Here is a 15416-nt window from a genome sequence, read left to right as displayed (position 1 = left end):
TCGGCCGTGGGAATCTAGAGTGATCTCCATGAACACCGAGGTGGTACTCGACGCGGGCGCGGTCAGCCGCTGCCGTCGCCGCGTGCACCTCGAGCACGACCCCGCCATGCGCGAGGTACCGCTTTCCCCGCCCGACCCCACCGCCCAGCAGCGGATCGCCGACGCCGCCGCCCACCGCGAGGACATCGTCACCCGGCTGATGGCCGCCAACGACGACCACTGGGTGAAGGTCGGCCGCGACCTGCCCGCCCAGGAGCGCGTCGAGCAGACGCTGCAGGCCTTCGCCGACGGCGCGCGCTACATCTGGGGCGCGCTCCTGCCGGTCGACCCGGCCGGCCACCGGCGCGGCGGCATCGACCTGCTCGTCCGCACCGGCCGCGGCTACGTCCCGGTGCTCGTCGTGCGCCACCGCATCACCGACCGCGGCACCGGCGCCGTCGTCACCGACCTGACCGATCTCGACCCGGCGCACCGCGCCGCCGACGAAGGCCGCAAGGTCCGGTCGCAGCCGCGTGACCAGCTCCGCCTGGTGCACATCCGCCGCATGCTGCAGACGCTCGGGCAGGCCGACGAGACCCTCGTCCTCGGCGGTGTCATCGGCCTCGACGCCGACGTCGTCGTCTGGCACGACCTCACCGCGGGCACCTGGCCGGGCGGGCGCACCGCGCTCACCGAGTACCAGGCCCGGTTCGCCGACCGGCTGGCCATCGCCACCGCCGCCGCGAACGGCGAAGAGCCGCTCGCCGAGCCGTCGCGCGTGCTGGAGTGCCGGCGCTGCCCCTGGTGGCCGACGTGCGAGGTCGTGCTCACCGAGACCCGGGACGTCAGCCTCGTCGTCCGCGGCGAGGACGCCGTCGAGCTGCGCCGGGCCGGCGTGTCCACTGTGGACAAGCTGGCCGCGCTCGATCCGGCGGGCGAGCTGCCGGAGGTCAACTGGACCGGCGTCACCTTCCCGGACGCCGTCGTGCTCGCCCGGGCCTGGCTGGCCGACCTCACGCTGGTCCGCCGCGTCGACCGGGTCGAGGTGCCGCGCGCCGACGTCGAGGTCGACGTCGACATGGAGAGCTTCGGCGACGCCGGCGCGTACCTCTGGGGCTGCCTGCTGACCGGTGCCGACATCGGCGTCCCGCAGGGCTACCGCGCCTTCGCGACGTGGGACCCGCTGCCGACCGACGACGAGGCCCGCTCCTTCGCCGAGTTCTGGGCGTGGCTCACCGACGTCCGCGAGCGCACCGAAGCGGCCGGCCTGACCTTCCGCGCCTACTGCTACAACGCCCTCGCCGAGAACCGCTGGCTGTTCGGCTCGGTCGAGCGCTTCGGCGACCACCCCGGCGTCCCGTCGAAGACGGACATCCAGTCCTTTGTGGATTCCGCGCAGTGGGTCGACCTCTTCCGCAGCGTCACCGACCAGTTCCTGTGCTCCCACGGCAAGGGCCTGAAGGTGATCGCGCCGGTGGCCGGGTTCTCGTGGCGTGATCCGGAGGCCGGTGGCGAGGCGTCGATGCGCTGGTACCGCGACGCCGTGGGCATGGACGGCGAGAAGCCGGACGACGACCAGCGCGAGCGGCTCCTGCGCTACAACGAGGACGACGTCCTGGCGACGCGGGCGCTGCGCGAGTGGATCGACGAGCGGGCGCAGGCCGAAGTCCCGTTCATGTTCGACCTCTGAGGTGCTTTGTCGACTAAGACACTTGCCTGCTGACGTGTCATCCGTAATACTCGTCTGCGAGTACTCGTAGACGAGGAGTGGGGATGAAGCGGCGGAAGGTCGGCAACCTGCTCGGCCTGGCCGTGCTGTCCGTGGTGCTGGAGCGGCCCATGCACCCGTACGAGATGGCGACCGTGCTCAAGGAGCGCGGCAAGGACGCGGACATGCCGATCAAGTGGGGTTCGCTCTACACCGTGGTCGCCAACCTCGAGAAACACGGCTTCGTCGAGGCCGTGGAAAGCGTCAAGGACGGCGGACGGCCCGAGCGGACCGTCTACCGGCTCACCCCGGCCGGGCGCGAGGAGCACGAGGACTGGGTCCGCGAGCTCGTCGGCACGGTGGACCCGGAACCGCCGCGGTTCCGGTCGGGGCTGTCGATGATCGGCGTCCTGGGGCCGGACCAGGCGGTCAGCCGGCTGCGGGAGCGGCTCGGCCGGCTCGACGAGCGGGCCGCCAGGCAGCGGGCCGTGCTGGACGAGCTGCGACCGGTGATGCCGCGGATGTTCCTGATCGAGGTCGAGTACGACATCGCGATGACGGAAGCCGAGGCGCGCTGGGTGCGCGGCTTCCTCGACGAACTGACCAGCGGCAGCATGCCGGGCGTCGAAGCCTGGCGTCGCTGGTACGAGACCGGCGAGATCCCCGAGGAGTTCGGGGAACCGGCGGAATAGGAGAAGCACGGACCCCGGGAGGTGCTGGCACACCGCCCGGGGTCCTCGACCCCGAACCGAGCACGCCCGGCCACGAGGTGGCACCGCAAGGATAAACCGGGTGTGCTCTTCGGTTCGGTCCAACCGAAGAGGAGAGATCCATGGAGACGACCCGCAAGCACAAAGTGCCCGAGATGGAGGGGTTCCAGGCCCGCTGGTACGCCAGGAACCGGGGGACCGAGGCCCAGCTCGCGCAGTACCGGCGGCAGGCGGCCGAAGTCACCGCCGGCTGGCCGGAGGGCGCCGAAGTCCTCGAGGTGGCGCCCGGCCCCGGCTTCTTCGCCGTGGAGCTGGCCAAGCGCGGCTACCGCGTCACCGGGCTCGACATCAGCCACACGATGGTGGAGATCGCCCGGGAAAACGGCGCCGGGCTCGACATCGACTTCCGGCAGGGCGACATCACGCGCGCACCGTTCGCGGACGAGTCGTTCGACTTCCTGGTCTGCCAGGCGGCGTTCAAGAACTTCCGGCAGCCGGTGACCGCGCTGAACGAGATGCACGGGGTGCTGCGCCCGGGCGGGTTCGCGGTGATCCACGACCTCAACCACGAGGCCACCGGCGCGGACATCGATCGCGAGGTCGCCGGCATGAACGTCGGTGTGGTCGCCGGGTTCACCGTGCGGCAGACGCTCGGCTGGCTGCGGCGCCGCGCGTTCACGGCCGCGCAGTTCGAGACGCTGGCCGCGGACAGCGCGTTCGGCGGCTGCTCGGTGACGACCGACGGCCTCGGCTTGGAGGTCCGCCTCACCCGCTGACCGCAGGGGCGGGCACTTTCACGTGGACGTGCCCGCCCTTGCGGGGGTCAGCGCGGGGCCATCCGCAGCGAGCCGTCCATCCGGACGACCTCGCCGTTCAGGTAGTCGTGGTCGATGAGGGACAGCGCGAGCTGCGCGTACTCGTCCGGCCGCGCGAGGCGCTTCGGGAACGGGACGCCGGCCGCGAGCGACGCGCGGAACTCGTCGCTGACCGTGGCCAGCATCGGGGTGTCGACGATGCCCGGGGCGATGGTCAACACGCGGATGCCGTGCGAAGCCAGGTCGCGCGCGGCCGGCAGGGTCATGCCGACGACACCGCCCTTGGACGACGAGTAGGCGACCTGCCCGATCTGGCCGTCGAACGCGGCGATCGACGCGGTGTTGATGATGACGCCGCGCGCGTCGTCGTCGAGCGGTTCGGTCTTGGCGATCGCCTCGGACGCGATGGTGAGCACGTTGAACGTGCCGACCAGGTTGATCTGGATGACCTTCGCGTACAGCGCGAGGTCGTGCCGGCCCTTCTTGGACAGGATGCGCGCGGACGGCCCGATGCCGGCGCAGTTCACCACGGTCCGCAGCGGCACACCCGACCCGGCCGCGGTCGCGACGGCCGCCTCGACCTGCTCGACGTCGGTGACGTCGGCCTCGACGTAGGTGACGCCGTCGAGCTGCTCGGCCTTTTCGATCGACGCGGCCAGGTCGAGCGCGAACACCCGCGCGCCCTTGGCCGCGAGGGCCTTCGCCGTCGCCCCGCCGAGGCCGGACGCGCCCCCGGTGACGAGCGCCGCGGTGCCGTTGATCTGCATCTGTGCCGTTCCCTTCGTCTTCACGTTCGCGGGAACAGGTTAACGCTCGTTCGCATCCGGATGGCCCGTGTCTTCGCTCACCGCTTTCGGGCCCGACCGGTTCCGTTAGCGCGGTGGTCACATCCGGCTGTCACCTTCAGCAGCATGACGCCAGCTCGGATCGTGGTGGTTGGAACCGGATACGTCGGCTTGACCACGGGGGCCTGCCTGGCCAGTCTCGGGCATTTCGTCACCTGCGTGGACGTCGACCGCGCGAAGGTCTCGCGGCTGGCCGCGGGCCGCGTCGACATCCTCGAACCCGGCCTCGCCGACCTGGTGCACCGCGGGCTCGCGGCCGGGCGTCTGCAGTTCGTCGTCGGTGCGCGGGACGCGGTCCGCGACGCGCAGGCGGTGTTCCTGTGCGTGCCGACGCCGATGGGGGCCGGCGGCTCCGCCGACCTGCGTGCGGTCGAGGCGGTGACAGCCGAGATCGGGGACGTCCTGCCCCGAGGCTGTGCGCTGGTCACCAAGTCGACCGTGCCGGTCGGCACGTCGAAGCGGATCCAGGAGCTGGTCGGCCGGGCCGACGTGCCGGTCGTGTCGAACCCCGAGTTCCTCCGCGAAGGCACCGCGGTCGCGGACTTCCTGGGCCCGGACCGGATCGTCGTCGGCTCGGACGACCTCGCCGCCGCGCGCTGGGTCGGTGAGCTGTACGCCGAGCTGGACGCCCCGGTCGTCGTCGCCGACGCGGCCAGCGCGGAGCTCGTGAAGTACGCCGCGAACTGCTACCTCGCGCTGAAGCTGTCCTACGTCAACTCGATCGCCGAGCTGTGCGAACGGCTCGGCGCGGACATCGACCTCGTCACCGAAGGCATGGGCCACGACCGCCGCATCGGGCGGACGTTCCTCAGGCCCGGTCCCGGCTGGGGCGGCTCCTGCCTGCCCAAGGACACCAGCGCGCTGGTCAAGGTGGCCGAGTCGGTGAACTACGACTTCACCATGCTGACCTCGGCCATCGACGAGAACCTCGCCCAGCGCGACCGGATCGTCGCGAAGATCGCCGGCGCGGTCGGCGGTACGCTGGCGGGCGCCCGGATCGGCGTGCTGGGCCTGGCGTTCAAGGCGGGCACGAACGACCTGCGCGACTCGCCCGCGCTCGCCGTCTCGTCGGTGCTGTGCGCGCTGGGGGCCGAGCTGATCGCCTACGACCCGGCCGTCGACGGCGAGATCGCCGGGATGACCGTCGTCGACGACGCCTACCAGGTCGCGAAGGACGCGGACGCCGTCGTAGTGCTGACCGAATGGGCCGAGTTCAAGCACCTGGACTGGGCGGCGATGGCCGAGCTCATGGAGGGCATCGACGTCGTCGACACGCGCAACCTGCTCGATCCGCGGGTCATCGTGGACGCCGGGCTGTCCTGGCAGGGCGTCGGGCGGCCGCGGGCGGCGGCGCGGATCAAGGTTTCCTGACCGCGCCCGGCCCGCTAGGGTGATCGGCACGGCATCGCGTGTCGGTCACCGGCTGGGTGAGGCATGGAGGTGGCGGGAGTGCCCGTGGAGGCATTTCAACCGTGTCAGTTTCCGTCGAGTTGAACCATTTGATCATCCCGTCCCGGAACAACCGGGAATCCGCCGAATTCCTGGCGAACCTGCTCGGCCTCGAAGTCGGGGCGGAATGGGGTCCGTTCATCCCCGTCGAGACGCGCAACGGCGTCCGGCTGGACTTCGCGACCGTCCCCGAAGAGGACCTGCGTCTGCAGCACTACTGCTTCCTGGTCCCGGAGGACGACTTCGACGCCGTGTTCGCGCGGCTCGTCGGAACGGGCGTGACCTACCACGCCGATCCGCTGGGGAAGCAGGTCGGCGAAATCAACCACAACCACGGCGGCCGTGGCGTCTATTTCCTCGATCCCGGCGGCAACGGGCTGGAAATCATCACGCAGCCGTACGAGCCGGAACGGCGTCGTCCGAACGCTTGGTAGTTCGTTAGCGTTGCGTACTATCGAGGCATGTTCACGACGAGGCCGGAGCTGACCGGCACCTTCGGGATGGTGGCATCGACGCACTGGCTGGCTTCGGCCACCGGGATGGCGGTGCTGGAAGACGGCGGCAACGCGTTCGACGCGGCGGTCGCGGCCGGCTTCGTCCTGCAGGTCGCCGAGCCGCACCTGTGCGGCCCGGCGGGTCAGGTACCCGGCCTCTTCGTGACGGCGGACGACCCGACCCCGCGGGCGCTGGCCGGACAGGGCCCGTCGCCCGCGGGGGCCACGCCTGAGCACTTCGTGGCGCTGGGCCTGGATCTGATCCCGGGCAGCGGCCTGCTCCCGGCCACCGTCCCGGGTGCTTGGGACGCCTGGCTCCTGCTGCTGCGCGACTACGGCACGAAGCCGCTTCGCGAGGTGCTGAAGTACGCGATCGGCTACGCGCGCAACGGCGTCCCACTGGTGTCGCGGGTCGGCGACACCATCAGCGCGGTGTCCCGGTTGTTCACCGAGCACTGGCCGACGTCGGCGGCGCTGTGGCTGCCGGACGGCAAGCCCGCGTCCGGCCTGCACCGCAACCCGGCGCTGGCCGACACGTGGGAGCGGCTGCTGCGGGAGGCGGAGTCGGTCCCGGGCCGCGAAGCGCAGCTCGACGCGGGCCGTCGGGCCTGGTCACGGGGGTTCGTCGCGGAGGCGATCGAGTCGTTCAGCCGCCGGTCGTTCCGCGACGACTCCGGCCGCGACCACGCGGGCCTGCTGACGGGCGAGGACCTGGCGTCGTGGTCGGCGTCGTACGAGGACCCGGCGTTCGTCGACGTCGGCGACTGGCGCCTGGTCAAGATGGGCGGCTGGACGCAGGGCCCGGCCCTGCTGCAGCAGGCGTTGCTGCTGCACGGCTTCCGCGACGAGCTGTCCTATGTGGAGGGAGTCCCGTCGGAGCGCACGGTGCATCTGGCGACCGAAGCGGCGAAGCTGGCCTTCGCGGACCGTGAAGCCTGGTACGGCGACACCGACGTGCCGCTGGACGTGCTGCTTTCGCCGTCGTACACCGACGCCCGGCGTGCCCTGATCACCGAGACGGCGTCCCCGGACCTGCGTCCGGGCGACGCCCGCGGCCCGGCGCGCCTCCCGTCGATCCTGAACTCGCTGCAGGGCATCGAAGCGGGCGGCGGCGCCACGGGCGAGCCGACGGTCGGTCCCCAGGGCCAGACCCGCGGCGACACGGTCCACCTGGACGTCGTCGACGCGGCGGGCAACCTGGTCTCGCTGACGCCGTCTGGCGGCTGGCTGCAGTCCAGCCCGACGATCCCGTCGCTGGGCTTCTGCCTGGATTCCCGCGGCCAGATGTTCTGGCTGGAGCAGGGCCTGCCGAACTCCCTCGCGCCGCGCAAGCGCCCGCGCATCACGCTGTCGCCGTCCCTGGCCCTGCGCGACGGCGTCCCGACGTTGGCGTTCGGCACCCCGGGCGGCGACCAGCAGGACCAGTGGCAGCTGTGCTTCTGGCTGGCCCACACCTACGGCGGCCTGAACCTCCAGGAGTCGATCGATGCGCCGGCCTGGCACACGACGGCGTTCCCGAGCTCGTTCTACCCGCGGTCATGGACCCCGCGGGAGCTGGTGGTGGAGTCGCGCCTGGGGTCGTCCACAGTGGACGCCCTCCGCGCCCGCGGCCACCAGGTGGTGGACGCGGGCGACTGGGCATTGGGCCGCCTGTCGGCGGTCTCTCGCACCGACGGTGTCCTGCGTGCGGCGGCCAACGCCCGCGGAATGCAGGGCTACGCGGCGGGCCGTTAACGCATCAGCGAGGCCCAGCCCCCGCCCTCGGCGAGCAAGGTGCGCACGCCGAGGGCGTGCTCGGCAAAACCGGCAAGATCCCCGTGCAGCAGGGCAAGCCGTTCCCCGTCGAGCGGCGTGGTGTCCCCGGACCACAGCTCCCGGATCCAGCTGGCGGCCAGGTGCATCGACCGGATCAGCCCGGCGACCTCCGCGTCGGCCGGCCCGCCCGAGGCCAGGTAGTCCGTGAGAATCCGGTCGCAGGAGTCGAGCAACTCACACAACCCACGCACGGCTTCGTCCGGACTGCCGTTCCACCCCGGCCGGGGCCAAACCGACGAACCGAGCTCGAGCCACAACCGCCACCCGGCGGTCAGCTCATCGTGGTCACGCGGCACCCATTGCCCGGCCATCCCTCGAGTGTGCGCCCATCCGGCAGGCGCAGCGGATGGGATTCCTCACTCGGCCGCCGAGTTGTCCACAACCACTCCGGCTGTCCACAGATTTGCGCCGTCACCCTTTTGTGCAGCCCACTCCCGATACGCTGGAACAGGGGACGCCCCCCGGAGAGGGTGGGGGCCGCCCTTGGGGCCGAGGCGTGTGCCGCCGCGCTACAAGGCACTGATCAAACTCCCACCCCGAAGCCTGATTGTGACTACGGACGGCGGTACCGGGTCAAGGCGGGAAAGCGTGCCTTGACCCGGCACCACCGTCCGTGTTTTCGGCTTCGTATCGGGGTGGGCGGGGGAGGTCTGGGCGGGGCCGCCGGTCACGCTTCAGCGCGCCGGTCACATCAGGCGGCCACCGCCGTCACGGAAGTAGCCGTATGCCGTCCGGACAAGTCACGCTCGTTCCGGCTTCTCCCACAGCCAGAACTCGATGCCCTGGTTGTCCGTGCAGTCCGCGGTCGTTCCGTACGGGTGGTTCTCCACTTCCCCCGTCCGGCCGCCCTGTTCGCGTACCCGGGCCAGGGCCGCGTCGAGGTCGTCCACCGCGTACATCAGCTTCCAGCCGGGCTGGCGGTCGCCGCCCCACAGGCCGCCCTGGAGGCCCGGGCCCGAGAAACCCCAGGCGTCCGGTACCGAACCCGGCGTGAACTGCCAGCCCAGTACCGCGCCGTAGAACGTCTTCGCGCGCTCGTCGTCCGGGACCTGGAACGTGAAGTACATGGCTTCGCCGTGCCGGGCCGGCTTCGGGCCCGCCGCCGCCGATGCTGCCTGGGCCAGCAGCCACTTCTGGCCGAACGGGTCCTTGATCGTGCCGGCGAGACCGTAGCCGCGGTCCTCGACCGGCCGCAGCAGTTCCGCTCCCAGCTCCACCGCCCGCTGGGCCGTTGCGCGCGGGTCGGGTACCTCGATCCGGACCAGCGGGCCGCCTTCGGGCGCCACCACGTGGCCGAGCTCGGGGTACTCCTCGGCCAGCATCAGCACGCTGTCGCCGATCGCCACCTCGGCGTGCCCCACCCGCCCGTCGTCCATGACGATCGGGTCGGCCCGCCGGACCGCGCCGAAGGCTTCGACGTAGAAGTCGAGCGCGGCGCGGGCGTCCGGCACCACGAGGTACGGCGTGAGGGAGCGCAGTTCGGCGGTGGCCGCCGGCGCCTCGGAAGTCGTCGTCATGTCGGCTCCGTTCAAGATCAGGCGACGCAGGTCGTCGCGCAGTTCGGCGGCGAAGTCCGGGTCGGGGGCGACCCGCTCGGAGGGACGGCGAAGCGCGTCGAACGGCTCAAGCATCGCGACCCTCCTTCTCCTCGTAAGCGCGGCGGAACGCGGCGCGGGCCCGGACGAGCAACGCCTCCGTGGCGTGCACGCTGCGGCCCAGGTGGCCGGCGACCTCGGGGACGCCGAGGCCGTCGACGTACCGCAGGGTCAGGGCCGCCTGGTGGTGGGGCCCGAGCGACTCGAGCACCTGTCTCGCGCGCAGGGCGTCGAGCTGCTCGTCCCACGGGTCCTCGACGTCCGGCTCACTGTCGTGGACCAGCCGCAACCCGCGTTCCTCACGCTCCTTGCGCCGCCAGTGGTCGGCGAGCTTGTGCCGGGCGACGCCGATCAGCCACCCGGTGTTCACGGCAGGCGCGTACTCCTTGCGACAGGCGGCGACCGCCCCGAGGAACGTCTCGGACGTCAGCTCCTCGGCGAGCGTGCGGTCGCCGCACCGGGACAGCAGGTACCCGTAAACCTCCGGCAGGGCCGTCTCGTACAGCCCGAGCAGCGCGAAGGCCGGGTCCGGTCGTACCCGAGGTTCCGTCACACCCTCATCGTCGTCCGGCGCGCGGGTTTTCCGACGGGTGAATCCCGGATTTCTACCCCCGCGGGTCCGGCAGCCGCCGCCCGGTGATCGCGACCACCGCCGCCAGCACCGCGACCACGCCGATGACCAGCGCGAACGCGTTGCGCGAGCCCACCGAGCCGGACAGTGCCGCGTACAGGCTGCCCAGCGTCGCCACGCCGAGCGCCAGCGACGTCTGCTGGTTCGTCGTCATGACCCCCGAGCCGACGCCGGCCAGATCCGTCGGCACGTGGGAGAGCACGATCCGGAACAACGTCGTCATCGCCAGCGCGTTGCCCACGCCGATGGCCACCATCGACGGCGCCAGGTCAAGGATCGTCACGTGCGGCCACGCCGACAGCGTCGTGCACAGCAGCGCCACCATGCCCACCGCCGTGATCGCGCCGCCCACCGGGACGACCTTCTGGCCGTAGCGGGCCACCAGGCGGCTGCTCAGCATCGACACCGTGAAGTACGCGACGGCCAGCGGGGTCAGCGCGCCACCCGCGCCGAGCGGGCCGAAGTGCAGGCCCTCCTGCAACGTCATCGCGAACACGAACATGAACGAGCCGAACGCGCCGAAGAACGGCACCGCCACCACTAGCCCGCGGCGCACGCTGGGCAGCCGCATCACCGACGGCGGCAGCAACGGCGTTCCGCCCCGCCGCTCCAAACGCCGTTCGACGTGGACGAAGGCGGCCGCGGAAAACGGGGACACGACCAGCAAGGCGATCGACCACACCGGCCAGCCCAGCGCCCGGCCCTCCATCAGCGGGACCAGCAACGACAGCAGCGTCACGGCCAGCAACGCCGTCCCGAGCCGGTCGACGCCCAGCGGGTTGTGCGCGCGGCTCTCCGGCAGGCGGCGGGCCATGACCAGCACCACCAGGCCGATCGGGACGTTCACCAGGAAGATCGGCCGCCAGCTCGTGCCCCACAGGTCCGCCGCCACCAGGCCGCCGCCGAGGAGCTGGCCGACCACCGTCGAAATGCCGCCCGTCGCGCCGAACAGGCCCAGTGCGCGGGACCGCTCCTCGCCCGACGTCGCCGCCTGGATGATCGAGAGCACCTGCGGCAGCAGCAGCGCGGACGCCGCCCCCTGCGCGGCGCGGGCCACCACCAGCGTGCCCGCGGTCGGGGCGATGCCGCAGGCGAGGGACGTCAGCGTGAACAGCCAGAGGCCCGCGACGAACAGCCGCCGCCTGCCGAACGAGTCGCCGAGACGGCCGCCGACCACCAGCAGTACCGCGTACGCGATGCCGTACGCCGCCACCACCAGTTCCAGGGTGGCGGTGGACGCGTGCAGGTCGGCGTCGATCGTTGGGAGAGCGACGTTGACGATGAAGAAGTCGATGATCGGCAGTGCCGCCCCCAGCAGCACCGTGACCAGGCCGGCGGGGGTCAGTCCCGGCCGGGCGGGGGCGCCGGTGGTGCTCGGCGCAAGGGATGTCGTGCTCATGAGTACCACGATCAACCCGCGTGGAACCTGGTACCAGTTGCTGTTTATTCGGGTATTGCCCACTACCTGGTACCAGGTTCCGGAGCGTGCCATCCTGGCACCATGACCACCGCCGTCGAATCCGGACTTCGCCGCCAGGAGCTGGCGAGGTTCCTGCGCAGCCGCCGGGAGCGGATCACGCCCGAGCAGGTCGGCCTGCCGATCGCCGGCCGCCGCCGGACGCCGGGGCTGCGCCGGGAAGAGGTCGCGCAGCTCGCCGGCGTCGGGGTCACCTGGTACACCTGGCTCGAGCAGGGCCGCGACATCAACGCGTCCGAACAGGTGCTGCAGGCGATCGCCCGCACCCTCCGGCTCGACCCGCACGAGCACGTCCACCTCTTCCGCCTGGCCGGGGCGCCCGAGCCGGAGCACGAGAAGGACTGCCAGGTCATCACGCCGGCGATGGAGCTCATGCTGAAGAAGCTCGAGCCGTACCCGGTCGCCATCCGTAACGCCCGCTGCGACCTGCTCGGCTACAACCGCGGCTACAACTGGCTGATGGGGGACGTCGACGCGATCCCGTTCGGTGACCGCAACACCCTGGTCCAGTGCCTGCTCAACCCGGAGTGGCGCACGCGGATGCTCGACTGGGAGGCGAACATCCCGCGCGTGATCGCCTCCTTCCGGGCCGCGATGGCCGACCACGTCGCCGAGCCGGCGTGGAAGCAGCTGGTCAAGCGCCTGAAGGCGGAGTCGCCGCTGTTCGCCGAGCTCTGGCCGCACCACGACGTCAACTCGGAGCCGATCCGGACCAAGCGGTACCGGCACCCGGACGTCGGACTGCTGCAGTTCAACTTCACCTACGTCTACTACGGCCGCCGGTCGGAGATCACCATGTCGACCTACACCCCGGCCGACGAGGAGACGGCGGCGAAGCTGCCGCTCGTGTTCGACTGACGACGTACGCCGGCCGTGCGCCCGGAGACGGACGCGCCGCCCGGCCGCGACCGGTAGTTTTCGCGGCATGGGATGGCCGCCGTGGGTGGGGCGCGTGGTGCGCACCGTCGTCGTCACCGGGTTCGTGCTCGGGGCGACCAGCGGTGCGTCGCGCTGGCAGCCCGGCGCCACCCCGATGACGCCGCTCGCGGGCGCGTGGCTGGCCGCCACCGGCCTGACGCTGCTGGCCGTCCACCGCTTCCCGCTGACGATCTTCCTCGTCACGACGGCGTCCGCGTTCGGCTACTACGCCTCCGGGCTGCCCGGCGGCCCGATCATCGTCGTGCCGACGATCGCGTTGTTCCTGCTCACCCGGCAGCGCGGGCCGCTCACCGCCGGCATCACCGGGGCCGTCGCGCTCGCCGTCCTGTACCTGGCGCACATCGTCGCCACCGCGTCGTTCGCGCTCGAGTCCGGCGCCGGGTTCCTCGTCGTCTGGCTGATCGCGGTGATCGGGATCGGCACCGCCGTCCGGTACCAGCTGGACGCGCTCGCCGCCCGCCGCGGCCAGGCCGACGAGCACCGCCACCGGCTCGCCGAACAGGAACGGCTGCGCATCGCCCGCGAGGTGCACGACGTCGTCGCGCACAGCCTCGCGATGATCAACGTCCAGGCCGGGGTCGCCGCGCACGTCGCCGACCGGCGGCCCGAGCAGGCGAAAGAGGCGCTGCTCAACATCAAGGCGGCCAGCGCGTCCGCGCTCAACGACCTGCGCGCGACCCTGGCCGTGCTGCGGTCCGGGCAGGACAAGGCGCCCGCGCCGAGCCTCGCCCAGGCCCGCGAACTCCTGGACCACGCCCGGGACGCCGGGCTGACGGTCGAGGTCCACGGCGAACCCGGCGTCCTCCCGGCCCCGGTCGACGCCGCCGCCTACCGGATCCTGCAGGAATCGCTGACCAACGTCGTCCGGCACGCCGACCGGCCGGACCGCGTCGACGTGCGGTGGGACCGCCGGCCCGGGACGTTCACCATGACGGTCCGCGACGACGGCCGCGGCACCGCCCGGCCGGCGCCGGGGCACGGCCTGCGGGGCATGGCCGAACGCGCCACGGCGCTCGGCGGCCGGTGCACCGCCGGGCCGGTCGACGGCGGGTTCGAAGTGAGCGTCGAACTGCCCATCGAGGGGGAAGCATGATCCGCGTCCTGCTGGCCGACGACCAGGTCCTGGTCCGCGCCGGGTTCCGGGTGCTCCTGGAGACCGAAGACGGCTTCGACGTCGTCGGCGAGGCGGGGGACGGCGAACAGGCCGTCACGCTCGCCCGCGACCACCGGCCCGACATCGTCGTGATGGACATCCGGATGCCCGGGGTCGACGGCCTCGAGGCGACCCGCCGGATCACCGCCGACCCCGACCTGGCCGGGACGAAGGTGCTGGTGCTGACCACGTTCGACGTCGACGAGTACGTTTACGAAGCCCTGCGCGCGGGCGCCAGCGGGTTCCTGCTGAAGGACACCGAGCCGGTCGAGCTGCTGCGCGCGCTGCGGGTCGTCGCGGACGGCGAAGCCCTGCTGGCGCCGACGGTCACCCGCCGGCTGATCCAGGAGTTCGTCGGGCGCCCGGAGAACCGGCGCATCGACACGAGTGCGGTTCGCGAGATCACCGACCGCGAGCGGGAGGTGCTCGCGCTGGTCGCGGGCGGCATGTCGAACGACGAAATCGCCGCCCACCTGGTGATCTCGACGGCGACGGCCCGCACCCACGTCAGCCGGATCATGACCAAGATCGGCGCCCGCGACCGCGCCCAGCTGGTGGTGCTGGCCTACGAGTCCGGGTTCGTCACACCGCGTCGCCCCGCCTGACCCGGCGCACCACGCGGACCGCGCGCACCAGGAACACGACGGCGAGCACGCCGACCAGGCCGATCCAGATCACGGCGCCTCCTCTCCCGGCCGATGCTCTGTTCAGAGGGCGTTCGGCAGGGGGACGACGTTCACCGACACGGCGGAAGTCACCCTTCCGGGCTATTCCGCGACCTTCTGCAGCCAGATGTTGCCGCCGGAGTTGCCCGCCAGCTCGGGGACGCGGCCTTCCAGCAGGTCGCGGTGGTGGGCCCACATGAACTGCTGGTACCAGCGGATCTCGAACCGCCGGTTGTACATCAGGAACGCGCGGAGCAGGTAGTCCTCCTGCCACGCCCGGCCTTCCACCAGCCAGTCCATCGGGTACTCGAACGGGAAGAAGACGTCGTGGACGTGCACCCAGACGCCGTCGTTCAGCCGCGGGAGGACCTCGAAGAACAGGTAGTTGACGTCGGAACCCGCCTTGACCACGTGGGTCGAGTCGATGAACAGCACGTCACCGGCCTGCAGCTGGGCGAACGTCTCCAGCGGGACGTCCTGCACCGCCTGGCCGAGCACCCGGACGCGGTCCTCGTCCCCGGGCCGGAACAGGCTCTGCAGCAGCTCCGGGTACGGCTCGACGCAGGTCAGCTCCAGCTCCGGAAGCCAGCCGTCGGCGGTGTCGAGCGTCATCGCCGTCGAGTAACCCGAACCGACCTCGATCATCCGCTTCGGGCGCAGGTGCCGCAGCATCGTGTGCAGGATGATCGCGTCCGACCACGAGTACGCGGTGTTCTCGTAGAAGTAGCGGTGCTTCTCGCTTTGCTCGGCGGTGAAGGGCAGCTCGCCGGCGAGGTCGGCGAGGGCGCCGAACAGCTCGACCTGCTCGGCTTCCCGCAGGTCGATGGCCGCGGGCCGGGCGTCGATGTCGAACATCGACGCCGCACGGGCGCCGATCTCCTCCTTGGACGCGAACGGCGAGTAGAAGTGCCCCGGCGGCACCCAGGTGCGGTACTGCTCCTCGAAGGCCTGCTTCTCCTGGAGGACCTCGGCGTGCCGCGCCTGCAGCTCGTCGTGGTGGTTCATCAGGCTCTCGTAGCGCGCGGACAGTTGGTCGTACCGCGACGACAGCTGGTCCGCCCGGATGGCGAGGTCGTCGTAGGACTTCCGGGCCACCGCGTACCGCTTGACGATCCGGCGGAGCCGCTTCTCCAGCGTCATG

At 71.5% G+C, this 15416-nt stretch carries 15 protein-coding genes; 9 read left to right on the top strand and 6 right to left on the bottom strand.

What is annotated here, in order from left to right:
* The first annotated feature begins 28 nt into the window (after positions 1–28).
* From ACLJOU_RS02525 to ACLJOU_RS02515, 3 genes are all read left to right on the top strand, one after another.
* Positions 29–1669: a TM0106 family RecB-like putative nuclease gene (locus ACLJOU_RS02525; RefSeq protein WP_410562643.1), complete on the top strand. Its 1641-nt coding sequence runs from the start codon at positions 29–31 to the stop codon at positions 1667–1669.
* 83 nt (positions 1670–1752) lie between these two features.
* Positions 1753–2379, top strand: a complete 627-nt coding sequence (locus tag ACLJOU_RS02520) for a helix-turn-helix transcriptional regulator (protein WP_410562641.1) — start codon at positions 1753–1755, stop codon at positions 2377–2379.
* A gap of 140 nt (positions 2380–2519) precedes the next feature.
* Positions 2520–3173, top strand: coding sequence for a class I SAM-dependent methyltransferase (locus tag ACLJOU_RS02515; RefSeq protein WP_410562638.1), 654 nt, complete (start codon positions 2520–2522; stop codon positions 3171–3173).
* Positions 3174–3220: 47 nt separating this feature from the next.
* Here ACLJOU_RS02515 and ACLJOU_RS02510 read toward each other — a convergent pair whose 3' ends face one another.
* Positions 3221–3979 (bottom strand): SDR family NAD(P)-dependent oxidoreductase, encoded by a 759-nt coding sequence (locus tag ACLJOU_RS02510; protein ID WP_410564675.1) that lies wholly within the window; start codon positions 3977–3979, stop codon positions 3221–3223.
* Positions 3980–4123: 144 nt separating this feature from the next.
* Here ACLJOU_RS02510 and ACLJOU_RS02505 point away from each other — a divergent pair, with 144 nt between their 5' ends.
* The 3 genes from ACLJOU_RS02505 (at position 4124) to ACLJOU_RS02495 (ending at position 7734) form a co-directional block, all read left to right on the top strand.
* On the top strand, positions 4124–5428 hold the full coding sequence (locus ACLJOU_RS02505) for a UDP-glucose dehydrogenase family protein (RefSeq protein WP_410562635.1): 1305 nt from the start codon (positions 4124–4126) through the stop codon (positions 5426–5428).
* Positions 5429–5547: 119 nt separating this feature from the next.
* Positions 5548–5940: a VOC family protein gene (locus ACLJOU_RS02500; protein ID WP_410562633.1), complete on the top strand. Its 393-nt coding sequence runs from the start codon at positions 5548–5550 to the stop codon at positions 5938–5940.
* Positions 5941–5967: 27 nt separating this feature from the next.
* Positions 5968–7734: a gamma-glutamyltransferase family protein gene (locus ACLJOU_RS02495; protein ID WP_410562631.1), complete on the top strand. Its 1767-nt coding sequence runs from the start codon at positions 5968–5970 to the stop codon at positions 7732–7734.
* On the opposite strand, the gene ACLJOU_RS02490 is transcribed toward ACLJOU_RS02495, so the two are convergent.
* From ACLJOU_RS02490 to ACLJOU_RS02475, 4 genes are all read right to left on the bottom strand, one after another.
* A complete protein-coding gene (locus ACLJOU_RS02490; protein ID WP_410562629.1) occupies positions 7731–8126 on the bottom strand; it encodes a hypothetical protein in 396 nt (131 codons plus the stop codon). The genes ACLJOU_RS02495 and ACLJOU_RS02490 overlap by 4 nt on opposite strands.
* 429 nt (positions 8127–8555) lie before the next feature.
* The gene (locus tag ACLJOU_RS02485) at positions 8556–9446 is read right to left on the bottom strand and encodes a VOC family protein (RefSeq protein ID WP_410562627.1); all 891 of its coding nucleotides are present in this window, start codon (positions 9444–9446) and stop codon (positions 8556–8558) included.
* Entirely contained in the window at positions 9439–9963 is a 525-nt protein-coding gene (locus ACLJOU_RS02480; protein ID WP_410562625.1) for an RNA polymerase sigma factor, read from the bottom strand. Before ACLJOU_RS02480 ends, ACLJOU_RS02485 begins: the two co-directional genes overlap by 8 nt.
* Before the next feature lie 52 nt (positions 9964–10015).
* The gene (locus tag ACLJOU_RS02475) at positions 10016–11440 is read right to left on the bottom strand and encodes an MFS transporter (protein ID WP_410562624.1); all 1425 of its coding nucleotides are present in this window, start codon (positions 11438–11440) and stop codon (positions 10016–10018) included.
* A 102-nt stretch (positions 11441–11542) separates the two neighbouring features.
* Here ACLJOU_RS02475 and ACLJOU_RS02470 point away from each other — a divergent pair, with 102 nt between their 5' ends.
* From ACLJOU_RS02470 to ACLJOU_RS02460, 3 genes are all read left to right on the top strand, one after another.
* Positions 11543–12376, top strand: a complete 834-nt coding sequence (locus ACLJOU_RS02470) for a helix-turn-helix transcriptional regulator (RefSeq protein WP_410562621.1) — start codon at positions 11543–11545, stop codon at positions 12374–12376.
* A 67-nt stretch (positions 12377–12443) separates the two neighbouring features.
* Positions 12444–13550, top strand: a complete 1107-nt coding sequence (locus tag ACLJOU_RS02465; RefSeq protein WP_410562619.1) for a sensor histidine kinase — start codon at positions 12444–12446, stop codon at positions 13548–13550.
* Complete coding sequence (locus ACLJOU_RS02460; RefSeq protein WP_410562617.1) at positions 13547–14215, top strand: response regulator; 669 nt, start codon at positions 13547–13549, stop codon at positions 14213–14215. Before ACLJOU_RS02465 ends, ACLJOU_RS02460 begins: the two co-directional genes overlap by 4 nt.
* A 162-nt stretch (positions 14216–14377) precedes the next feature.
* Here ACLJOU_RS02460 and ACLJOU_RS02455 read toward each other — a convergent pair whose 3' ends face one another.
* Positions 14378–15415 carry a class I SAM-dependent methyltransferase gene (locus ACLJOU_RS02455; protein WP_410562614.1) on the bottom strand — a complete coding sequence of 346 codons (1038 nt, stop codon included), beginning with the start codon at positions 15413–15415 and terminating at the stop codon, positions 14378–14380.
* Position 15416: the final 1 nt, after the last annotated feature.

Source organism: Amycolatopsis sp. cmx-4-61, assembly GCF_046548775.1.
GTDB lineage: Bacteria > Actinomycetota > Actinomycetes > Mycobacteriales > Pseudonocardiaceae > Amycolatopsis.
The sequence above is the reverse complement of the archived record's forward strand: the minus strand, read 5'-3'. Positions and strand labels throughout refer to the sequence as shown.